The 19,379-nt window shown below is 46.4% G+C and carries 23 protein-coding genes; all 23 read right to left on the bottom strand.

All coding sequences use genetic code 11. From position 1 onward, the window contains the following. Nucleotides 1-2: 2 nt before the first annotated feature. Nucleotides 3-2,072 carry a phage nozzle protein gene (locus tag ACJJIJ_RS07100; protein ID WP_444939072.1) on the bottom strand — a complete coding sequence of 690 codons (2,070 nt, stop codon included), beginning with the start codon at nt 2,070-2,072 and terminating at the stop codon, nt 3-5. 433 nt (nt 2,073-2,505) lie between these two features. Then, entirely contained in the window at nt 2,506-2,949 is a 444-nt protein-coding gene (locus ACJJIJ_RS07095) for a phage nozzle protein (RefSeq protein ID WP_444939071.1), read from the bottom strand. Continuing rightward, a complete protein-coding gene (locus tag ACJJIJ_RS07090) occupies nt 2,949-3,554 on the bottom strand; it encodes a phage tail tubular protein A (protein ID WP_444939070.1) in 606 nt (201 codons plus the stop codon). The genes ACJJIJ_RS07095 and ACJJIJ_RS07090 overlap by 1 nt, the downstream gene beginning before the upstream one ends. A 56-nt stretch (nt 3,555-3,610) precedes the next feature. After that, on the bottom strand, nt 3,611-4,642 hold the full coding sequence (locus tag ACJJIJ_RS07085; protein ID WP_444939069.1) for a major capsid protein: 1,032 nt from the start codon (nt 4,640-4,642) through the stop codon (nt 3,611-3,613). A gap of 106 nt (nt 4,643-4,748) precedes the next feature. After that, nucleotides 4,749-5,378 carry a capsid assembly protein gene (locus ACJJIJ_RS07080; protein ID WP_444939068.1) on the bottom strand — a complete coding sequence of 210 codons (630 nt, stop codon included), beginning with the start codon at nt 5,376-5,378 and terminating at the stop codon, nt 4,749-4,751. Then, nucleotides 5,379-6,887 carry a portal protein gene (locus tag ACJJIJ_RS07075; RefSeq protein WP_444939067.1) on the bottom strand — a complete coding sequence of 503 codons (1,509 nt, stop codon included), beginning with the start codon at nt 6,885-6,887 and terminating at the stop codon, nt 5,379-5,381. Between the two features lie 213 nt (nt 6,888-7,100). Then, nucleotides 7,101-7,271 carry a hypothetical protein gene (locus tag ACJJIJ_RS07070; RefSeq protein WP_444939066.1) on the bottom strand — a complete coding sequence of 57 codons (171 nt, stop codon included), beginning with the start codon at nt 7,269-7,271 and terminating at the stop codon, nt 7,101-7,103. A gap of 23 nt (nt 7,272-7,294) precedes the next feature. Next, entirely contained in the window at nt 7,295-7,636 is a 342-nt protein-coding gene (locus ACJJIJ_RS07065) for a hypothetical protein (protein ID WP_444939065.1), read from the bottom strand. 40 nt (nt 7,637-7,676) lie between these two features. Beyond that, on the bottom strand, nt 7,677-7,832 hold the full coding sequence (locus tag ACJJIJ_RS07060; RefSeq protein ID WP_371839833.1) for a helix-turn-helix domain-containing protein: 156 nt from the start codon (nt 7,830-7,832) through the stop codon (nt 7,677-7,679). A gap of 56 nt (nt 7,833-7,888) precedes the next feature. Then, a complete protein-coding gene (locus ACJJIJ_RS07055) occupies nt 7,889-8,095 on the bottom strand; it encodes a hypothetical protein (RefSeq protein WP_444939064.1) in 207 nt (68 codons plus the stop codon). A gap of 159 nt (nt 8,096-8,254) precedes the next feature. Next, nucleotides 8,255-8,776 (bottom strand): hypothetical protein, encoded by a 522-nt coding sequence (locus ACJJIJ_RS07050; protein ID WP_444939063.1) that lies wholly within the window; start codon nt 8,774-8,776, stop codon nt 8,255-8,257. Between the two features lie 14 nt (nt 8,777-8,790). Further along, nucleotides 8,791-9,282, bottom strand: coding sequence for a hypothetical protein (locus ACJJIJ_RS07045; RefSeq protein ID WP_444939062.1), 492 nt, complete (start codon nt 9,280-9,282; stop codon nt 8,791-8,793). Next, nucleotides 9,272-10,108: a hypothetical protein gene (locus tag ACJJIJ_RS07040; protein WP_444939061.1), complete on the bottom strand. Its 837-nt coding sequence runs from the start codon at nt 10,106-10,108 to the stop codon at nt 9,272-9,274. Before ACJJIJ_RS07040 ends, ACJJIJ_RS07045 begins: the two co-directional genes overlap by 11 nt. After that, nucleotides 10,105-10,536, bottom strand: a complete 432-nt coding sequence (locus ACJJIJ_RS07035) for a glycoside hydrolase family protein (RefSeq protein WP_444939060.1) — start codon at nt 10,534-10,536, stop codon at nt 10,105-10,107. Before ACJJIJ_RS07035 ends, ACJJIJ_RS07040 begins: the two co-directional genes overlap by 4 nt. Next, nucleotides 10,536-12,401, bottom strand: a complete 1,866-nt coding sequence (locus ACJJIJ_RS07030) for a DNA polymerase (RefSeq protein WP_444939059.1) — start codon at nt 12,399-12,401, stop codon at nt 10,536-10,538. The genes ACJJIJ_RS07035 and ACJJIJ_RS07030 overlap by 1 nt, the downstream gene beginning before the upstream one ends. Next, on the bottom strand, nt 12,402-12,911 hold the full coding sequence (locus ACJJIJ_RS07025) for a DUF3310 domain-containing protein (RefSeq protein WP_444939058.1): 510 nt from the start codon (nt 12,909-12,911) through the stop codon (nt 12,402-12,404). 52 nt (nt 12,912-12,963) lie between these two features. Then, a complete protein-coding gene (locus ACJJIJ_RS07020; RefSeq protein WP_444939057.1) occupies nt 12,964-14,598 on the bottom strand; it encodes a DnaB-like helicase C-terminal domain-containing protein in 1,635 nt (544 codons plus the stop codon). Next, on the bottom strand, nt 14,591-14,932 hold the full coding sequence (locus ACJJIJ_RS07015; RefSeq protein WP_444939056.1) for a helix-turn-helix domain-containing protein: 342 nt from the start codon (nt 14,930-14,932) through the stop codon (nt 14,591-14,593). The genes ACJJIJ_RS07020 and ACJJIJ_RS07015 overlap by 8 nt, the downstream gene beginning before the upstream one ends. After that, nucleotides 14,907-15,278: an N-acetylmuramoyl-L-alanine amidase gene (locus tag ACJJIJ_RS07010; protein ID WP_444939055.1), complete on the bottom strand. Its 372-nt coding sequence runs from the start codon at nt 15,276-15,278 to the stop codon at nt 14,907-14,909. The genes ACJJIJ_RS07015 and ACJJIJ_RS07010 overlap by 26 nt, the downstream gene beginning before the upstream one ends. Beyond that, nucleotides 15,257-15,613 carry a RusA family crossover junction endodeoxyribonuclease gene (locus ACJJIJ_RS07005; protein WP_444939054.1) on the bottom strand — a complete coding sequence of 119 codons (357 nt, stop codon included), beginning with the start codon at nt 15,611-15,613 and terminating at the stop codon, nt 15,257-15,259. Before ACJJIJ_RS07005 ends, ACJJIJ_RS07010 begins: the two co-directional genes overlap by 22 nt. Before the next feature lie 40 nt (nt 15,614-15,653). Beyond that, entirely contained in the window at nt 15,654-16,349 is a 696-nt protein-coding gene (locus tag ACJJIJ_RS07000; protein WP_444939053.1) for a hypothetical protein, read from the bottom strand. Then, nucleotides 16,342-16,479, bottom strand: a complete 138-nt coding sequence (locus ACJJIJ_RS06995; RefSeq protein WP_444939052.1) for a hypothetical protein — start codon at nt 16,477-16,479, stop codon at nt 16,342-16,344. Before ACJJIJ_RS06995 ends, ACJJIJ_RS07000 begins: the two co-directional genes overlap by 8 nt. A 155-nt stretch (nt 16,480-16,634) precedes the next feature. Further along, nucleotides 16,635-19,277, bottom strand: coding sequence for a DNA-directed RNA polymerase (locus ACJJIJ_RS06990; protein ID WP_444939051.1), 2,643 nt, complete (start codon nt 19,275-19,277; stop codon nt 16,635-16,637). Between the last annotated feature and the right edge of the window lie 102 nt (nt 19,278-19,379).

Raw genomic sequence — 19,379 nt, 5'->3', positions numbered from 1 at the left:
AACTACAACCGCCTTGCCCTATATGAGTAAAAAGCTTCCCACTGGGCAGACAGGAAGACCGCATCAAAGGGACTCCAATTTGATATATGGACTCGTAGCCTATCGGCCTCACCCATCACCGGGAATGTGAGTTCACCGACTGCGACAGGTATCTCCCCTATTATGTTGTCTGCTGAGCCAATCACACGGGCATTAAACTCTTGTGAGCGTATATCGCTCCTGCCTCTTACCTCAGCGGCCACTACAAAGTGACTCGTATCGGCATAGTTCAAGATGATACGTCGAGCTTGTGTACGTCCCCCTACAAGCGGCATACCTGAGCTATCCCGAATAGATAGCCGAGAAAATACATAACGCTGCTCATAGGGAAAGCCTACGAAGGCTCTGCCTTGGAACTGGAATACAATTCGCCCATCCCAATCCTCCAAATCTGAACTGCCAATCCCCAGTCCTGTGACCTCTTCACGTCTATCCATCAAAACTGGGTGGCCCAGCTCCTCTGCCAGGGGGTCGTAAGAAAGGTTCATTCCTTCGTAGTAATAAATGTAGGTAGGGGCTTCCACCTCACCACCTTCGTTATATCTAGTGAGAAGTCGTAGGTAGTTCGCCTCAAGAACTATATCAAGCACCTCAGCTGCAAACTCCCATTTCTGCCAAGCACTTTGTACTCTCTCATCCCTCTGCTCAGCCCAGTTGTAGACGTACATAAAACCAATCGTATCCTCATGTGAAAGGCGAGGAAGTACGAACAACATATCTTGCGTAGAGTTACCAGCAAGTCGGTGAACAAACCCTTCAATATAATTCGGGACATGCTTAGTAATATCAAAAGCACGCCACTTATCTCCTTCATAAACGTATTCCCAAATAGCGTTGAAGTTCCTCTTTCTGCTACAGAAGAAAATCTTATCCCCCACCCTTATAGGAGCCACATTCACATCAATTCTGTAACCTGTCGTGGGTACAACCTGAACCGTCTCTGCACTGAATATTTCCCCACCGCTACAGCTGTATTGCTGGTTTTCGGAAAATAAGATCAATTCCTTTTCATAAGGAATCATGTGCTGAATGGGAGTGACCCTATTATTTGATATGGCAATATCTATAGCGTCTGACTCTAGGGGCTGGATAACAGTTGTTGGAAAGAATCTGAAATGATTCCCTGCCTCGCTAAAGACTAAATTTTCGTCAGTCGCGAAAACAAGGCGATTCTTAAAGTAAGCCATGCTTGTAATAGTGCGTATAGCAGATAACTGCCCATCTGCATTAATGGAACTTGTAAAGCTTGGAAATGGTGCTGTTGCATAATCCCCTACTTCGCGTGCTGACCAAGGGGCATGTGAGAACTCAAAATAGATACCATAAGGATTCTCACTGTTTACATATTGAGCGTCCTGTTTTCGGGTAAGTAAGTGCGGCATCGTATTCCGGTCCAATTGGTTGATTAGACCTGGGGCTACCGTTTCCTCCCAAGTGCCCGTAGTAACCCCACCTTCCTTGTTATATAAAACATGATACGACTCACCCTCAGCATCTGGCTCAGGTAATATCTTTAACCGGAAACCATCGGGTGCATCAGGAGGGAGATCAGAAAAATTCTGAGCCTTATGCTTAAAAGCAAAGAAGGCTTTCCCACCCAGTGAGTCCACTGCTTGGATCGTATAAGAGTTCGCTGAGTGGACGGTAAAATATGAACCGAAGCTTGTTGCCGTACAACCATGAGAGCCAGTTTTGGAATTGATTGCGGACACGATGCTACTGGTAATTGACTCAGTGGCTAATCCCGCCCTAGCTCTATCTGAGGTCGCTTCAGGGGTTGTATACGAACAAGATGTGCCATTGAGTTTAAGTGTGTATTTAGTCGCGTAATCAGCTTGCTTGATGAAACAGAGGGATCGGTTATCTTCAAGATAGCCCTCTTCAATAGCGGAGTTGTTAGTAGTATCCCAAGCACCAAAGCCAAGCCCGGCATCAGCAATCTCTGTAGAAATTTCCCCAGGCTCATAATCGCGCGTGGTGACAACAACTGAATCAATACTCTTAGTCGGCACTTTTGAACAATCAATACTCATGGTATGTATGTCCTTATAAATCTATTCCTCGCACTGCTCCTGTGATACCTTCCATAGACACCACGGTCATGTAAATCCGGTCGTCTATTCCAAGTATTAGAATTCCTATTCCCAAGCCTCTTTTTCTTTTGAACGCTATTTTCAGTTATATCTAAGTCGCTACCACGAGGTCTGATAATAGAGATTGTCGCCCCTTTAACATGAACCAAATAGGATGGGTAATACGTTCGCAGTGCCTCACCTAAAGAACGGGCACACTTCTCAGCTGTCAGATTTTTATCTATAGACAAAGTAACCACTTCTGGCGAACTAAGCCCTACGATATATTCAATCTTGTTTTTAGTCGTCCCACCACACGCATGATGAGTCAAAGCTGTTGTGACAAATGTCGGAATTGATACCTCAACTGTTGTAAGTACATTCTGAGAGGCCATTAAATTGTCTCCCGAACATATGCCTGTTCAACAGGAACTCTCTTATTTAAAATAATGGAGGTATCAGCAGTAGTGAGTACCTGAAACTGATTCTGGACATTTTCTTTTGTCCTGTGCCGCAGATACTGTCTATTAGATTGAACATTATCTACGACTGGATACTCTGCTCCAGTATCTGTATTGAAGACACGTACAGAACCATCCGCAATCACCATGATGTACCTTTCGTTTGCATCACGCTCAATGAAATGGACGCTGGCATCTGAGGTATCAAGATTTGCTAGGGTGCTTATAAGCTCAGTACAAGGACGCTTACCCATCCCATCTACCAAAGAGTTCCTACAGTTTGTCTGGTCCTCACATTGAGTAGCACTACGGAGTTTTTCTTCTTGCTGACTAACCCCTCCAATCATATTTCTGATGGACTGACTTAATAGAGACATTAATACCTCCCCGAATACATAGAGGATAGGTATGCATCAGCACCCAAATTCCTTACGCCATCACGCATCAGGCTTTGCTGAAATTCTGTATTCTCTTTAAGATTGTGGTGTGCATTTTCTGATTCACTCTGCAAGAGCGAAATGTGAGCGGTACGTTCAGCTTCTTTTAGAAACTGATCTAAGTCTTTAGAACCTACGGTAGACTGTTGGAAACGCCTTGTGGCTGAAGTTAGAACAGCCATCATGGCCTCATGGGGGAGATCCTCAAAGTCTATTTCAAGTACCAAGTGAACATTCATATCCGACTGGAATTTCTTGGTCTTGTTCACGTTGTCATATAGATATAGTCCCCGCTGAACAACATCAGTGGAACCTGTATCCACACTGAGCGTACCTTTGGGGAGTTTTATTTCGGTATAGAAGTTACGCGACAGCTTATAGTTATTTTCTGTATTGAAATACCAACCCTTAGCCTGAACTGTGGTATTAGTCTGACTGAGGATTGTTTCGGCTATACGAGCATCAGCAAATGCCTCCCCAAGTTGGTTGACTGGGGCTTCCCCTATTCCCACCAACATGTAATTTACAGCATCTAATTTGGTCATTTAATCCTCTAAAAAAAAGGGAGCCTCCTAAGAGACTCCCAATAAGCTAACAATAATTATGCTTTCAGTAGCGGGATAGAGCATTCGGGGCGCAGCATGTCATGGCCCAATGCCTGAGTCGCCAGAATGGTATGACCGAGGCGGAGAGGTTCTGCAACAACCTTAGTGTTGATACCCCAAAGCTCGGTAGTAGCAACTGCTGAGCGGGAAAAGACTAGCCCAACCACATTGGAATAATCACCGCGATACTTAGCCTCATTACCAGAACCAACAGCTACATCAGCCAAGGGCTCAGGGTCACTTATACCTGAGCTTTCGTTAGTACTCGGTACATGGTTGGATTCATAAATGGGAGCGCCACCAACCTTTGGAACAATACCTTCTGTAACACTACCAGCCCCGCCTACATCACGGTTCAGCCACACTGCGTTTGCTACTGAAGGCACGGTTAGGAGGGCTGCATATTGGTCAGGGGGAAGCACTACAACTGGCTTCTCTTTAATATTCTTCTTACGGAATTCAGTAACTGCCTTCACAATTGCAGCGTAAATCTTAGTGCCATCTAGGTGGTCACTCGCCCCAGACAGCTGAATAGGTTGGGTATATTCCTGACCTGCAATCGGCGTCAGTCCGGCATTAGTCATTGAAGTCTGGTCAGTAATCAGACCAGCCTTAGTGACCATACGGAACACATTCCGGTCAACTAACTCGCCAAGCTGAGAGCCACACTCCATTGAATACTCAGAACGAGTCTCAAAGTGGAGAATCTTCTCATCAATATCAGAAATAAAAACTGGAGAGATAGCAACGTCATCAATAGTAACTGTACGCTCAACGGTTGGGATTTTAGATGCTTCTATCAGCTTGCCAGGAGTGTGGTAAGAAGCGTTGCCGCGGCCAAACAGAGGGAATTGAGCGGACTTACCGGACTTAATAGTTCTTTTCCGGGTAAGTTTTAGTGCGATATTATTCGCATGCCACGCACTTAAAACTTCACCTGAGAAAAGTTTTAGGCCCAGCGCGCGGGCATCCCCGGCGTTGTTTACCTGCAAGGGATTTGATACATTTTGATCAATAGGAAATGCCATTAAAAATTTATTACCTTCTTATAGACATAGGAATCCCCTACACAGTTAAGTGCATTAGATTTATGTAGAGGACTTACTAGATTTTGTTAATTAATTGGGGCGTTGTTTAGAATGTGGAGAGAGCTACCCGATGCTCCACTTCTTCCCGATAAGCTGGGTCACTGTAATAACGCGGATCTGCGATAGCCTGATTCAACTCTACTTGAGAGCGATAGCCACTCATACCTTTAGCGTTATTGCCGAAGTTTAGAACCGGCTCTTGATCCATTGTGTTTTGGTGGATAGCTTGCAGAGCACGTACAGCAAACAACATGCCCTCCTGATTACCTGAAGCCATCACATCATTAAATGCTTTAACTTCGCCTTCAGGTAGGTTCTCTGAGGCCCAATCAGCCAACTGGCTATACTTATCCTCACCACCAACAGCTTTGAAGATTTCACTTGTGGTCAGACGGTTCTGAAGGTCACTTACCTGTGACTGAAGGTCATCACCATCGTTATCACCACCTTTATCATCCCCCTTAGGGCTGCTTTCAGGATTCTGCTCTTGAGACCCTTTAAGCTGGGTATAAGCAGTTGCCAGCTCTTCAACAGAGTTGAAACCCTCTGGTAATTGAGGAGTAGTGCTGCTGTTATCACCTGCTTGTGTGGCTTGCTGAGCGGGGTTAGCACCGCCATTATTGTTATTGTTCTGGGGATCAGAACTCACCGTAACCCCAGTATTGCCTTCGGACATTTAAGTCATTTCTCCTTGAAACTGTTTCATTAAGTCTGGCGACATTTGTTGTAGCATCTGACTTAGTGCTTCCTGCTGCTCTGCTTTCTTTATCTGCTCAGTTGTTTTAACCAAGTCATTGGTATCCAGATGCAAAGCAGCTCCAATGCGCTTCACAAACTCATCAACATGGGTATATTTCTGTACTAGCTCAGGAGATAGAGCCTGCATAAAGCTCTGTAGGACACGCAGCTTCTCTAGTTCCTGTGACCGTCCAAGCGCCTCAATACCAGTTAAGACTTGCGGCTCAATGTCACCTTTCTTTATCTGTGGCAGTCGTCCCTTTCGCCTTAGTCTCTCCATAATGATTGAGACAAGGGGCAGCTGTAGCTCCAGTGCTAGTAACGTATAAACCCCACCAATAGCTTGCTCTAACTCAGCAGCCATAAAGCGGATTTCCTCAGCGGTCACACGCTCAGCGTTACGTTGAACAGAAGTGTTTAATAAGAATGCGTTGGAAAGCTCCCTATTGATTTGGCTAATCGTTTCGGAAGCGATTCTAAAATCATGGAATTTGTCTAGCTGAATGGTAGTCACATCCTCTTTTTTACCCCTGAGAATGTCCATATTGCGTGCTTTCTTAAACGCATCAGGTGATAGTATTGATCCCTGCTCAATCAGGAATATCACCCGTGCAGCTGCTTGTGAGCCATCCACGATTGCTTGTGAGAGCTTTTCAAGGGAAACTAAATCCCCTAAATGCTCTTCTACATAGGAGCGCCCGTAGTCTTCGCCATCTACCCTTATCATCCGAAGCGGCAGCCAGGGCAAAGTATCTTCTGAATACTTACCACGGGATTCAGGTACAATGACACCTTTAATTTCTTGATAGACTCTGAAGCGCTTTCCAGCGCGCCTAATAACTGTGTATTGATTAAGCTCTTTTTCTGGGTCGGGGTTAATCTGAGTTGGGCCTAACACAGCTTCTCTGACAGAGGCAGGTATGTCATCAGGGGTGATAACTTCTTTGATAATGCACTCACTAATGCGCCCTAAACCGTCACGCTTCAGTACATACTTGTCTAGCCTATAGCCCTTCACCCCCTCTGGACCGAAGTACAAAAGATAGTTTCCAGCCACCATTAGTTGTCTTATGGCCTCATATAACCTGCTTCTAAGCTGGCTGGATTCAATCTCTTTCTTAATGATTGATTCCATCATTGAAAGAGCTTTATCAACCTCCCCTTTCGTACCTTCAGCATCTACTTCTTCGGATAAGAGCAGCTGAAAGAAAGGGGTATTCGGTGGCAATAACGCCATTACTAACTTGTTAGTTAGATGCTTTACACCACGACTACCAAGGCCCTGATAAGGGGTCTGTAAAGTTTCCGCATCACCATTCACAGGAAACAGTGAGGGTATGGTTAACCCCGCACACTGCTCAGCACGGCGACTATAAGCACTTCGGGTGGGTTCTAATTTTCGGTATCGTGATTCCGCATCAAGACTTCTACTTGGTGTATTTTCCATTAACTCTTTGTCGGGATATTCAGACCCGCACCACCACCCTGCGCTCCATTGATATTCAAAGCACTCAAATCTTTGCGTAGCCCAGCCTTATTAGACTTACGACGCTGACGCGCAGTCTTACGCTTTTCAGCTACTGCTTTAATCTTTAAGTCAGGTGCGTTTTGAGGCGGGGGCGCGGGAGGTGGTGGCGGCGGCGGTTGCTTAGGAGGGTCATCATTCATGCACACCGGGTATATGATCCTCTTTTTTTGGTTTTAATATGTCTTCAATACGCTCAAGGAGTTCAATCTTCCCTACCCTCCGACCATGCTCAAAGGCATCTAGTGGCTTTCTAGGTAGTTTGTGATCAATTTCCGCTCGCAGTATCGCCAATAAGTCATTCATACTTATGCCTTGGGGCAACAAAACTAAGAGATTGGAGTGACTTCCATTAGGCGAAAAGTCTTCCAACTGAATCCCTTAGGAAGCTTACGACTTGCAGGAACTTGTACACAAATACCGTCCAGAAGCTTTTCACCTGATTCATTGCATGGGATGTGAACGATTGTTGTTTTAACTGGAGATTCTTTAGAAGATCCCTTAGTTTGTTTTGAGCTGTCTTTTGCTTCGCTGCTCTTCTTGCGTGGGCGGCCTTTCTTCTTATCCGCTGCTTCATCCGAAACATCGCCCTGCGTTTGTGCAGAGGTTTCTGCTTGTTCTTTTTCATCGGCAATTTCTCCATGCTCTACCGCATCTTTGTCATCGGGCATACCTGTTAATCCTTAGGTTGTTTTAAGGCTGGCTTATAAGCTATTCGCCAATAGCAGCTTTAAAGGTTGATATGTATTTGCTCACCGTACTGGTGGAAACTTTTACTTCCTTCGCGATCTTGCCTTGAGAAACACCTTCTTTATGGAGGCGTTCAATATGCTTAATCTTGTAAAGAGGCAGTCTGGTTTTCTTCACGGTCGTCACCTTTATGTGAAGTGTTGGTTATCTAACGGTTGCTAAATTTGAGAGGCTTACATCAGCAGGTAAGGAACAATTACCAGGGAGAAAAGGAGTATTACCAAGGTCGTTGCAAGGACTCCAACACCCACTACCAGTAATCTCCAGCCACCCGTTTCAATTGAAATGCCCATCCAGCCTTTTTCTTTTGACAGTATTAGGAAATAGATAATGGCTAAGAGGCATGCTGCAAAACCGGATACCGATGCTAAAAAATCCATAGTTACTCCATGGCATTTACTACCCACTCAGCATCCTCCTTCATCTAAATTCAAGACGAGCGAAGGCGGCCTGAAAGACCTAACTTTCAAGTGAATAAGAAGGTTTGGGAGGATTTTCTGAGTAGGTAGAGGAGGCTTTAAAGAGGACTGAAAAGAAGGTTATGAATCCGCTGCTTCCAGCTCTACTTCAACTTCCGGGGTGTCATCGGAAGGTTGTTCAGTAGCCATTTTCTGCATGTCACCTATAAGCTGCTCAGCAGAGATTTCTTGAGCTTTACTACGTAGATCGCTCTCGCTTTCTTCTGAATGGCTATGCATTTTAATTAGATAATTCACAACCTTACCCAGAGCTAGTGGAGAGATTCCCACCTTTAGGCCACAAGTAGCAACTTGTGCAATCATTGTTGCTGTAGTTATAAAGTCAGCTGATTTTACTTCTGGGTCAGAGGAAGCTTCCATTACCCCTAGCTCACTCACATCGGTCGCAAGTGCTCGCGCTTTACCTGCCTCAAATAATGCTTTTGAATCAGGCTCAGTATCCGTTGACTCATGACATACATAGGAAATTAATACACCACTATCCTCTCGCGACACACCCGCCCTAACTAGCCCTATAAACATATGGGCAACTACAGAGATCATGGCTTCGCACATAACAGCTTCAGTTTTATCTTGAGACATTTTGAAAGTCCTCTTTAAGGGTTTTGAAATAAAGCTCCCCAGGAATAAGGGAACAAGGACTGGCAAATCTCATCCAGCTTGATTGAAATTTGCCGGGATTCTTCAGAGCAGCTACTACATAAATGGTGGTTTGCAAACCCTGCAAACTGATTGACGGAACCTGTCCATAACCATCTCTCCCAACCGACACTCAGGGTTTGATCCCGTAGACGGGTTACGGTGCCTAGTCCAGTCTCCAAACAGCGTACATAGGCTTTTTTAGGTGCGGTTACAATCACACTCAGCATCGTGTGCCTAAACACTGAAGGATCACCGTCTTCAGCGGCATCAGCTATGCGACCTCTTCCGGGGTAATCAAAAACAGGAGTTAAAATCGGCTTATCTGGGGCGTATACCCAGTCTTCCAAGCAGTTCCAGAACTCAGGTTCAAGTTGCGTAGGACCAGCGGCATTAGCAACCGTTAAGTCTGTTCCCATGTGATGTACATATTTCACTTCAATGTTCATTGATAGGCTCCCATAGGATTACTTTTTTGTTGTCAAAGTCGTAGTCAGATGCGCGTAAAATCCTCGCAACTTGTGCTTGTGATAGTGCATACTCCTCGGTTAAACCCTGCTTCGCATAACAACTAACAACGCCTTCCCAAAGATCTTCACAAGGTATCTTTCGCCAGCGCTCTTCGGTCTTTCCCTTCCTCGGTCCAGACTTGAAGGTATGATCGTATTGCTCCCACTGATAAGGCTCAGTAATCAGCTCTTCTGCGCCTGACAAGCCCATTCCAGGACAGCCGGTATAGCCGTCTGTAACGTCGCCAGCAATAGACTGTGCCATGTGCCAGCGGTCGGCATCTTCCTCAGTAATCTTGCGAGGCTTAGTATCCTTATCAGGGTTGAAGACAAGTGCAGGGATGGTCCGAAGGTCTTTATCCTCGCTTACGATAATCTTCTTGAACTCGGGCTTATAACCGGCATGAGTAGCGAGAATTCCCATCACGTCATCAGCCTCCAGGCCGGGACGTAGGAAGGACTCATATTGCTCACAAAGAGCCGCCTTAACCTCAGGCAGCTTCATGGGTTTGCGGGTCCCTATACGGTTTCGCTTATAGGTAGGTAAAACGTCTTTTCGCCAGTTGTGGTCATCAGTCAAACAGAGTACTACTTCATCAGCCTTTAAGCGCTCGCGGATGGATTCAATACGCTCAACAGCGTTATTAAGAGCCACCTCAAAGTTTGTTGCTAGGAATGTCCAATCACCAAAGTCACATTCAAACTCAGCCTTTGCACATGCCTTGTAAGCAACAATATCGGTATCAATAAGGAGAAGTTTCTTCATGCTGGGAATCGCCCTGTTCTTAAGAGGTGAACATCGCGTTCACTGCGATCCCTAACCTGATGATACCAGCGGGAATCTTTAGCTTGTTCAGCAGCCTCTTCCCAATCATGTGCTTTAGCGGCAGCAATCATCTTCTTAAAGCCTTTAAAGCGACCAAATCCCAGGTTGTACGCCATGTCTAAAAGCGCACAGTAACGACCATACTGATTCTCTTTTAAGTCAGAAATGAAGATCCAACCAAAGATGTGAAAGAGGTCTTTCTCAGCACGTTCAATTCCAACATCTAGCAACTGCTCAGCAGTCTCTTCAGGAATTCCGTTATCTTCTATGTTCCATCCAAAGCCAATCGTCCACTTATCACCAGTACACTTGTAAAGTTTGAGTGACTTCCCCTCACCTAATTTGATTAGTTCTCTGTGATTCATCATTAATGCGTATCCGCCCAGCTCTTGCCGATATTGAAGTCGGTATCTAGCTGGCAGTTAAATTTGAAAAATTCTTGGGTGATTCTCATGGCCTTCTGAGAGAACTCACCTGCCTTCTCGGCGATTTCTTTTGTTCTGCAAGCGACCTGAATCTCATCATGTACCCAGGCAGACAATACAAAGTCCCCTTCCCAACCCAGTTTGTATCCAGCTGACTCCATCAGCTCCATGAATACACATAGCCATTTCTTACACACCAAGGCTCCATCAGATTGGAGTAATAGATTCACCGCACTGTGCTCACTACGCGAGTGGAGCCAGCGGCCATCAAGCCCTTTAATCTTCTGTTTAAATTTGGTGCGCTGCCCTGCAACGGATTTACGGAGGGCTGTAATGGCTGGGATTGCTTTTAAGAAGCGTGCTTTAGTTGCTGCTCCAATTTTCTTCTGTTGGTTCGGGCTTGCAGCGGGAGCTAGTAGTGCCCCAATTCCTTGGTCGCCGGACCCATATAGAAAGGCGTATATAAACGTCTTTGCTTCATCCCGCGTCTTGAGCCCAGCAGCTTGCTGGTTAGCGGTATGTATATCGCCTTTTAAAATCTCTTGAACGTATGCCCCACCATCCCAGTGGAAAATACGATTGGCTAGACAACGCAGTTCCAATCCTGATGCGTCGCTGCCCATCAAATACCAGCCTTCAGGGACAGTGAAGAGGGTCCTTGATTCCTTCCCCTTATATGCCCGTAAGCTCGGCACTTGAGCTAAATTCGGTTTACTATGACTTGCCCTGTGACTAACAGTCCCCAAGGCGTTTACGTGGCAGTGAAGCCGTCCTTCTCTCTCCAGCTTTAACCACGCATTGTCGCCCTCTGCAAGCTGACCCAGGAGCTTATTGTTGCGGAGATACTGAGCTGCTAGATGCGCCTCCTCATAAGGAAGAGCTTCCAGCACAGTCTCATCAACAGTTATGTTTCCTTTGTCAGTAAATACCTGCGGTTCCCATCCATACCGCTCAATAAGCCCTTTAGCGATGTGGTCACGGCTCCCAGGGTTGAACTTGATTATCTCTATCTTGGTGTAAGGCGCCCCCGCAGTACGGTCTGCTTGCAAAGGGTTCTTACGATAGTTAATCGTCTTCTTGGGAGTTACTTCTTTACCGCGTTTAACAAAGCTTCCGAAGGTGCTTATCAGCTGCTGCTCAAGCTCGTACTTCTCCTGAACAAGCTCAGCGTAAAGCTCAGATGCACCGGCCACATTGAATGTGAAACCGTACTGCTCTATCTCAGCCATACGCCAAGCTACTTCATGCTCCAGATCTAATGCCTTCTGAGTAGTGCGTTTAAACTGGATACTCTTAAGCAGCTTTATCGTTACCTTCACATCCTGAATACAGTAATCCAGCATCTCCTGTGAGAAAGGAATTGTGAGCCACGTATGAGGTTCACCAGTTTCTGGATTGGTATAGTTTTCAGGTTTGAAGTCACCCTTATAGTTGCCAAGACGATAGCCCCACGCCTCTAGTGAATGCCTGCCAAGTAGCTTCTTAGGCAGTAACCCACGCTGAGCGAGCTTTATGTCTTCTTCTAAGGGGTCGTTATAGATAAGCTGAGTACAGACAAGAGTATCCAGTACCGCCTTACGGTCTGGTTTGAAGTCTGGGAATAGCTTTTGGATTGCGGGAACATCAAAGTTAATACCGTTGTGAGCGACTAAAAGCTCCGCTCTTGCAAGCATCTCTACGCCCTGCTTAATAGCTGAGCCTGTGTAGATATACTCCTTTCCGGTATCTATGCAGATTGCGACAATGCAGTGGATTTTGGTGAGCTGGTGAAGAAGGCCATTTGTTTCAATATCAAAGGCCAGTCTCAACTACAATGCTTCTCCATATTTCTCTTGAGCCAAGATTTCAAGGGTGTGGCGAGCCTTGCGAAGGTCTGCAATACCGGCCTTGTCTTCATGGCGAGTTACATACTTAACGATGGTGTGCTGACAGGCATCCAGGCCATTAGCCATGGAATATTGCATGGGCTGAATAGCTAGCTTCTTGTAATGCGAGCCGCCCTCCTGAACAACATAAGCACCGCTTGAGGTATCACTTGGAGCGTCACTTTCAGGGGTAGGCGTAGGCTCAATACCACGTACAATACGCGAGGCTTCATCCCACTCCTCAGGAGAACAGTCATCAAGAGTTTTGCGGGGCGATGGAGAAGGTTCAAGGGAGGCTTCATCTTCATCAGTGACCAGCTCCAAACAGCTTTCAGGGAACCACCAACGACCATCCGTATCGGTATCCTTAATAGCTACGGTTGAATCGTATTCATCAACCTTTTCCACAATATACTGAACGCCGTTACCAACGTATGGGTCTAAGTCATCCACCCATATCGCATGCTCCGGTTCAGAACGTACAACCTTAACTTCATCACCTTTTTTAAAACGCATAACGCGGTTCCTCTTCCTCAGCGCTAATAGATGGCTCTGTAAAAGTTTCCTGCTCATACAGAAGGCCGGTTTCAAAATCGTATCCAAGCTTTATCGTTACCCCGGCAGCGCGCCCGGTATAACGGTCCTTCAAAATTCTGAACGTCGTTGTCTGACGCTCATCTTCATCAGCGGCTTGCTGATTCCTTTCCAGGCCGAACATAAAGTGAGCCCAAAAACCGATTGCCCGTGACCCTTTGAATTGCCTGATAGTCACGCGCGCGCCTTCCTCATGAGAACCATGCTCTGGTGTTGTGAGGTGGCTAATAACATGAAGGATTAGGCCGTAGCGTTTCGCCAACATGGCCATATCAGCAGTGACTCGCTCTAGCTCTTCTTTTTCACTTTTCTCAGAGCCGGTCGCCAAGGCAGTTAGGTGGTCTATGTAGAATAGTTTTACGCCCTGACTAGCGAGATAAATGATGTGCTGTTTAATACTGTCCCACTCGGTCACTCCGAATGAGTCAAAAAGAGTTACCCTGTTTTTAAGTGAGGGCCGCTGAATCGTTTCAACCAGCTGCTCTTGAGTCCACCCTGTATCAGGGATATGGAAGGTCTTCTTAGCAACTTTCCCAGCAATTCTTCTGGCTGCTTCAACTGTGCCCATTTCCAGATAGAATACGCCGACTGGTTTATTCAGCGTCTCAACATCAAAAGCCATTTGCTGGGTGAACAGGTCGGTCTTACCCATGCCTGTCCCGGCGCCAAAGAAGTACACCTCACCAGGGCGGCGCCCGTAGGTGTGTTTAGTGAGTGTTGGGAGGAACCAATCAAGACCGACTTCAACGGGCTTAATAACATCCTCAACCAGTGAATCTAATGTGACCAAACCATCTGGCCTGTAAGGCTCAGCATTCCATACCGCCCTTACCAGCTCTTGCACCAGCCCCTTCTTAAGCATTTCGTTGGGGTCTTTCTCAGGGAGATTCATTACCCTGACGTTGTGGTCCATGAGCATCAAAGCTGCTTCAGCTATCGCCTCTCGCCCAGGTTCATCCATGTCAAAACAGAGAACCACTTCTTCAAAGTTGGAAAGGTATTGAAGGCTGTTGCCAATGGCCTTCTTAACTGACTTAACACCGTTTGGAAGGGATACTACAGGGTATTTATTCCCCTGCACCTGACTCAATGTCAGCATGTCTATCTCGCCTTCAGTGATGATGATTTTCTTACCACCATTGAATAGGTGAGCGCCTATTAGAGCCTCAACAACTCCCTTACCAAGGGTTTTGAACTCCTTGTCCTTGAGCCTTATCTTTTGGCCTATAAGCTTTCCATTCAGGTCTTTTACATCACAAATCTGTGCAGGCAGGCCATCGTAGTAACCCACTCTGTACCCATACTTCCGGCATGTATCTGCTTGAATTCCACGGGCTTCAAGGAATATGTAATCACCTTGAATAGGCGTGATAGTGGAGACAATAGAAGCCCCCTTTGACTTGGCTGGGGATGCCTGTCCTGTAAGCTCTTCTTCACTGAAGTAGTTATCGCACTTGAAACAAAACCCTGATTCATCTTCATAGATTTGCAGTGCATCACTGGAGTCACCACAAGGGCAAGCCTCTTTCCTTACGCACTCACCCATCACCGACCTCCCTAGCCCAAGTCAAAGCATTTCTTAGAGCCTCAGTCAGGGCTGCTACTACATCTTTCGGGCGTGATGCTTCTTGTACTCCTCTACTACAGGATTCACTGAGCTGTTTTTTAACAGCTTCAAATCTCTCTTCAGGGTCAGCTACATACCGTGCAAAACCAGTTTTAACGGTGCTGTCATAGACAGCTTTCATTGCGTGTTCAGTTCCTTTCAGTTCATGGATGACAGCGGCCAGTCGTGTAATACCAAACAACTGAAAAGCTTTATGTGAGTCAATTGATCCCCACTTCTCTACGAAATCAATAACTTGTGCTTTCTGGCTCATCCACATCCACCATGAATGCAGGCCCAGCTTCTGGAAACTTATCCTGAAGGTATTCCACCAGTCCGTTAACAGCGCCTACTTGAGCCTTTGTGAATTTATCTGTACCTACCAACAGGATTAAAATTGATTCTTTGTCTACTTGGTGCTGACCTGTACAGCACACTTCATCAATACCCCTGCCCTTCTCAACATCACCGTTACGTCTAATGATGTAATGAGATTTAATTCCTAAAGCACCTTTACTTCGGTCAATGCCCTCAATATCCCACGCAGATTTATCTTCTGTATTAGGTGTAAACGTGGCATCAACTAATATCGCTTTAGTTACTTTTCTTTTTCCGAACATATTTCTGCGATATGTACTACTACATATCCTCCCAATTCCTTTTCAATCCCCGCCTTAACTAAGCGGAGGTCCGTTACCAAATCGTCATCAATCCAAATCCCAGCCGCTGTTAAAGCATCCAGAAGAGCTTTATTAATGTTGTCTATATCCCGCTTTCGGCGGTCTGGAAGGAAAACCTCAATCCAAACCCTAAGCTTTCCTTTAAGAGGCTGGAGGTTATAAGGAGCAAGAGCAGCTTGAACGGTAGCCCTAAACTCCCTACCCGGCTTTTTGATGAAGACCGAACCAGTTCGGGTGCGGCCATAGTAGTTATTTACTGAAGGGGGATATGGCAACTTAAAGGAAACTATATGCGTAGCGTCTTGCTTGTATCCTTTAAAAGTTGAAATTGGGGGCGTCCTCTCCAGTATTTACGGAGGCACCCTCAGAACCTTCTTCATCGGAATCAGGCGTTGACTCATCAGAAGTTGCAGCACCTTTAAAGCCATCTTCAAACACACCAAAAGCATCAAGCGCAGAGTGCCCGGTTGCTAGCTCATGTATCTGCACAGCTTCTATATAACAGGTGAGGTAAAGCTTGCCCTGTACCATGGAAACATTTGGCCGGAAGGCAACAACCAATTTGGAGCCAGAGTAGAAATCTCCTGTCTTCACTGGGTTCTTGGCAGTATCAATCAGCGGTACTGTGCGCATCTTCATCTCTCCCGTTTTCTTATCCTTATAAAGGGAGTATTGCTTCATCTTCAAAACAAAGTTGCCGTTGGCCGTAAAGGTTTGATCTTCGCCCTCACCTTCAACATCGTAATCTTCTTCAATTGGAAGGATTACTTCTGCTTTCTTTGCCTGTGCAGCAGGCTTGCCCCCCTTCTTAACAATCTCTGCTCGGAAGTCTTCAACAAGTTTTTTACCGTACTCTCGGAACCTTTCAAGCCAAGCGACATGTTCTTCATTTTCCATGTCAAAGACTTGCTTAGTTTCGTAAGTCGGATTTTCCTTATTGAAATGATCGTTTGGGGTTACAAGGTGAGGAAACTTTGCAGGAGTAACCGGGGTTAGAATTGTCTTAGCCAATCTTATTAATACCTTTCATAGTGAATTGAGAAACATTAATACCAGCCTGTTCTGCCCGCTTTAAAACCTCAGTCGGGATAGACAGACCTTTATCAATGTAATGTGTGTAAATAGCTGTAAGTGGGTTCATATAATCACCTTTTCGGTTCAGCTAATTTTTCTGTGCCTAGGGGCAACAAAAAGCCGATTGGAAATATCTGTGCCTAAGGGCAACAAATTGCGGGGCACTAAATTTCTGTGCCTGAGGGCAACAAAACACCCCGCATGTATCGCTAAGTAGACCTGCTAGGCAAATGCATAGGCGGACTTCAGGATTGCCTCCAAGTCTAGTTGTCCTTCTTCTGGTAGCTCCGGTACATCCTCTCTATATTCAGGATTAACTTGAGCAGTGAGCTGCCCCTTAAGTCGCACTAAGTAGTTCTCCTGGTAAAGCTCAACGAAGGCACGACGAATCAGCCAGAAAAGCTTATCGGTATCCGCTGCATGTGTTCCGAATGAATCATGGATGAGTGCAAAGCTATTGATACCCCCCTTAGCAGACAACCCGACCACCATCATTAGATGACTGGCATCTAGGCTATGCACCACATTGGGAGAGATTGCATTAGCAGAGGCGCGCGTATCAGGCTTATCAGTTGCTTCAGCTAAGCGTGGCCAATATGTCTCACCGCATAGGGTTGTGCGGACTCTCCTCTCCTTAGTTTCAAAGTACCGTTGCTGAACAGGGAAACCTAAAGGCGTTGTCCAGCTGATAGTGCGGCCGGACCTAGTAACAAGGCGAGCCGTCTGTTGCATCCAGTCCATAGCTTCAGAAGCTTTAACAACTGTCGCTTTTACAGCTGAGTAGATTTCATCAGCCAGTACATTAGCGGCTAGGTGCCCTCTTCCGCTGAAAGGCCACTGCTCTTCATACTCCTTCTGTGTGATTTCCCCCTGCTGTAACTTTGTGGAAAGCTCCCTGTAGGTTGGGATGAGAATATCCTCCATCAGCTGCTCCTTGAAGCCGAACTTCTTGGAGCCATACGGAAAGGTCATCACAGCTCGCTTAGTAGTCTTGCGGGAGATACCGAATTTCAACCAAGCCCATCCTTCTACTACACGATGGTAAGTGCTACGCATTTCCTTAGCCGCATCACTCAGCTTATCTCTGGGGCAGTCACTCAACGCTTTCTCTATGGTGTTGGCCAACCTCTTAGGAGTAGTGATGCCATGCTCAGCCGCAACCAGTTTCATTTGCTCCTTAGCAGCATCTATCGCTGCCTCCTTGTCGCACTTAGTAGGGCTGACGAGCGCAAGAGACGCAATTACCCTGTCAGCAACCTTTTGGTAGATGTCAGCAGGCTTATCAGCGGGCAGCAAGTTGACCTCCCTTCCTGTGTCCTCACACCTTAAGCAGGCCCCGAGATTCTGGAGCCCAGAGCACGACCCATCTAAGGCGATAGGAATCCGGCTGGCAAAATCTTCGCCTTCCATATCCACCCCAACCAGCTCAAGGCACACTGCCAATGCTTGCCAGGGCTTATCAGCCTCAGTCCAAAGTAGATTCGCCAGTGGGTCTTTACCACACTTAATGAACTCTCCCCAGTTCTCATCCACGTAAGCCACTCGCTCATCAAAGCTCACTTTATCTACCCCCATGAGGTTTGCCATGTGGACTTTAAGCCAGTACAGCCCACGCTCCCCTAGAGGCTTAGCTTCAGCAAAGTGCAGCAGGCCCTTACTAAAGTCAGCTCCTTGAGGTGATAGCGATCCATTAGTAACTGAGTAAAGACGCCCTCGGAAATCCAGTTGATACGGAAAGTAGATATTCTCAAACTCTTTGTAGCGTTGGGCACATGTGAGCGTCCCCACAAACTGGATGCGACGACCTTTGTTAGCCCGGATGCGCTGAAACTGATTTCGACGGTCTTGCCGGTACTCATCAACTTCCTCTTCAGTAGCATTCTCGTGCGGTGCCGGGATTGGGTCTTCATCTATGCGCAAAGGCAGCTCTGCCATGCCGTTGTTCAGTTCGTAAGCCTTCTCCATAACTTCCAGCACACTGAGGTTTATCTTCCAAGCCGTTTCCTGAGCTGCATTCAAAGCTGACCTGACCTCCTTCAACTCCATGTGAGCAAGGTCTGAAAGGTAGGTTTCATTACGTGTTTTGACCATGTGCAATGGCTTAACCCAAGGAGATATGTAGCCGCCTCCCTTTGCACTGCCCTCCTCCCATTTATTAGGTGGGATGACCATTGGCTGATAGCTCACACAAATCTCACTCATCATTTCCACATGGTTCTCAATGGCATCCAAACAGGCTTTGGTCGGTAAGAGATACTTGCAGGACTTGTGCTTCTCCCTTGTACTCTGGATATAGAAGAGTCCAGTCTTTTCAATAATGATGCTAATCATCTTCGCACCCACCACCACCTGGGTATCCGTATCCCAGCGGTCAGTTGTGAAGTCCTCACTATTGTTCTGGAAAGCCCTGAACAGTTCGCGCCTATAGGTATATCCAACACGCTTCGCAGCTTGCTGCTGTAGCTTCTTGCCACTCTCCTTGAACTGCTCTCTGTAAGCCTGCCCATTAACCTCATCCATAATGGCTTGGCCAATTTGCCTGCATAGTGTCTGAAGCTGCCGTCCTGCGCTGATGCCATTAAAAAGGAAGCGCATTGCAATGAATATCAAGGGCTTTAGCTCGCCTTGCCTGAGATACTTCAAAGCCTTGTTGTGCCTACCAACAGCATTACTATCACGCTCCATATCCTCTCGTAGGGCCTCTTCACAAATGAGAAGCGAGCGCTTGATTAGAGTTTTACCGTAACTTGTATCGGCTTCTTCACCATGCTGCTTGCGACGTTCTATCGCCTTGAGGTAGCGGCTTACACCGTATTCTCTCATGCCCTTTTCAAGCTGCTCTTGCACAAGTATCAAGTCTTCCATAGTAGTTCTCCAGGCAAAGGGATGGCCGGGTCGCTATTGACCAAGCTTTAAAATCTGTTGGGGGGTATTAGTTAGCTAGGCAGAAGAGCCCGCTTAGAACTG

The organism is Microbulbifer mixtoriginis (SeqCode) (assembly GCF_052467945.1).
This window is presented reverse-complemented; position numbering and strand designations above follow the sequence as displayed.

Excerpts from the sequence above, each read along its gene's own strand:
- ACJJIJ_RS07100 (WP_444939072.1), bottom strand. The coding sequence starts at position 2,072 with ATGAGTATTGATTGTTCAAAAGTGCCGACTAAGAGTATTGATTCAGTT.
- ACJJIJ_RS07095 (WP_444939071.1), bottom strand. The coding sequence starts at position 2,949 with ATGTCTCTATTAAGTCAGTCCATCAGAAATATGATTGGAGGGGTTAGT.
- ACJJIJ_RS07090 (WP_444939070.1), bottom strand. The coding sequence starts at position 3,554 with ATGACCAAATTAGATGCTGTAAATTACATGTTGGTGGGAATAGGGGAA.
- ACJJIJ_RS07085 (WP_444939069.1), bottom strand. The coding sequence starts at position 4,642 with ATGGCATTTCCTATTGATCAAAATGTATCAAATCCCTTGCAGGTAAAC.
- ACJJIJ_RS07080 (WP_444939068.1), bottom strand. The coding sequence starts at position 5,378 with ATGTCCGAAGGCAATACTGGGGTTACGGTGAGTTCTGATCCCCAGAAC.
- ACJJIJ_RS07075 (WP_444939067.1), bottom strand. The coding sequence starts at position 6,887 with ATGGAAAATACACCAAGTAGAAGTCTTGATGCGGAATCACGATACCGA.
- ACJJIJ_RS07070 (WP_444939066.1), bottom strand. The coding sequence starts at position 7,271 with ATGAATGACTTATTGGCGATACTGCGAGCGGAAATTGATCACAAACTA.
- ACJJIJ_RS07065 (WP_444939065.1), bottom strand. The coding sequence starts at position 7,636 with ATGCCCGATGACAAAGATGCGGTAGAGCATGGAGAAATTGCCGATGAA.
- ACJJIJ_RS07055 (WP_444939064.1), bottom strand. The coding sequence starts at position 8,095 with ATGGATTTTTTAGCATCGGTATCCGGTTTTGCAGCATGCCTCTTAGCC.
- ACJJIJ_RS07050 (WP_444939063.1), bottom strand. The coding sequence starts at position 8,776 with ATGTCTCAAGATAAAACTGAAGCTGTTATGTGCGAAGCCATGATCTCT.
- ACJJIJ_RS07045 (WP_444939062.1), bottom strand. The coding sequence starts at position 9,282 with ATGAACATTGAAGTGAAATATGTACATCACATGGGAACAGACTTAACG.
- ACJJIJ_RS07040 (WP_444939061.1), bottom strand. The coding sequence starts at position 10,108 with ATGAAGAAACTTCTCCTTATTGATACCGATATTGTTGCTTACAAGGCA.
- ACJJIJ_RS07035 (WP_444939060.1), bottom strand. The coding sequence starts at position 10,536 with ATGATGAATCACAGAGAACTAATCAAATTAGGTGAGGGGAAGTCACTC.
- ACJJIJ_RS07020 (WP_444939057.1), bottom strand. The coding sequence starts at position 14,598 with ATGGGTGAGTGCGTAAGGAAAGAGGCTTGCCCTTGTGGTGACTCCAGT.
- ACJJIJ_RS07015 (WP_444939056.1), bottom strand. The coding sequence starts at position 14,932 with ATGAGCCAGAAAGCACAAGTTATTGATTTCGTAGAGAAGTGGGGATCA.
- ACJJIJ_RS07010 (WP_444939055.1), bottom strand. The coding sequence starts at position 15,278 with ATGTTCGGAAAAAGAAAAGTAACTAAAGCGATATTAGTTGATGCCACG.
- ACJJIJ_RS06995 (WP_444939052.1), bottom strand. The coding sequence starts at position 16,479 with ATGAACCCACTTACAGCTATTTACACACATTACATTGATAAAGGTCTG.
- ACJJIJ_RS06990 (WP_444939051.1), bottom strand. The coding sequence starts at position 19,277 with ATGGAAGACTTGATACTTGTGCAAGAGCAGCTTGAAAAGGGCATGAGA.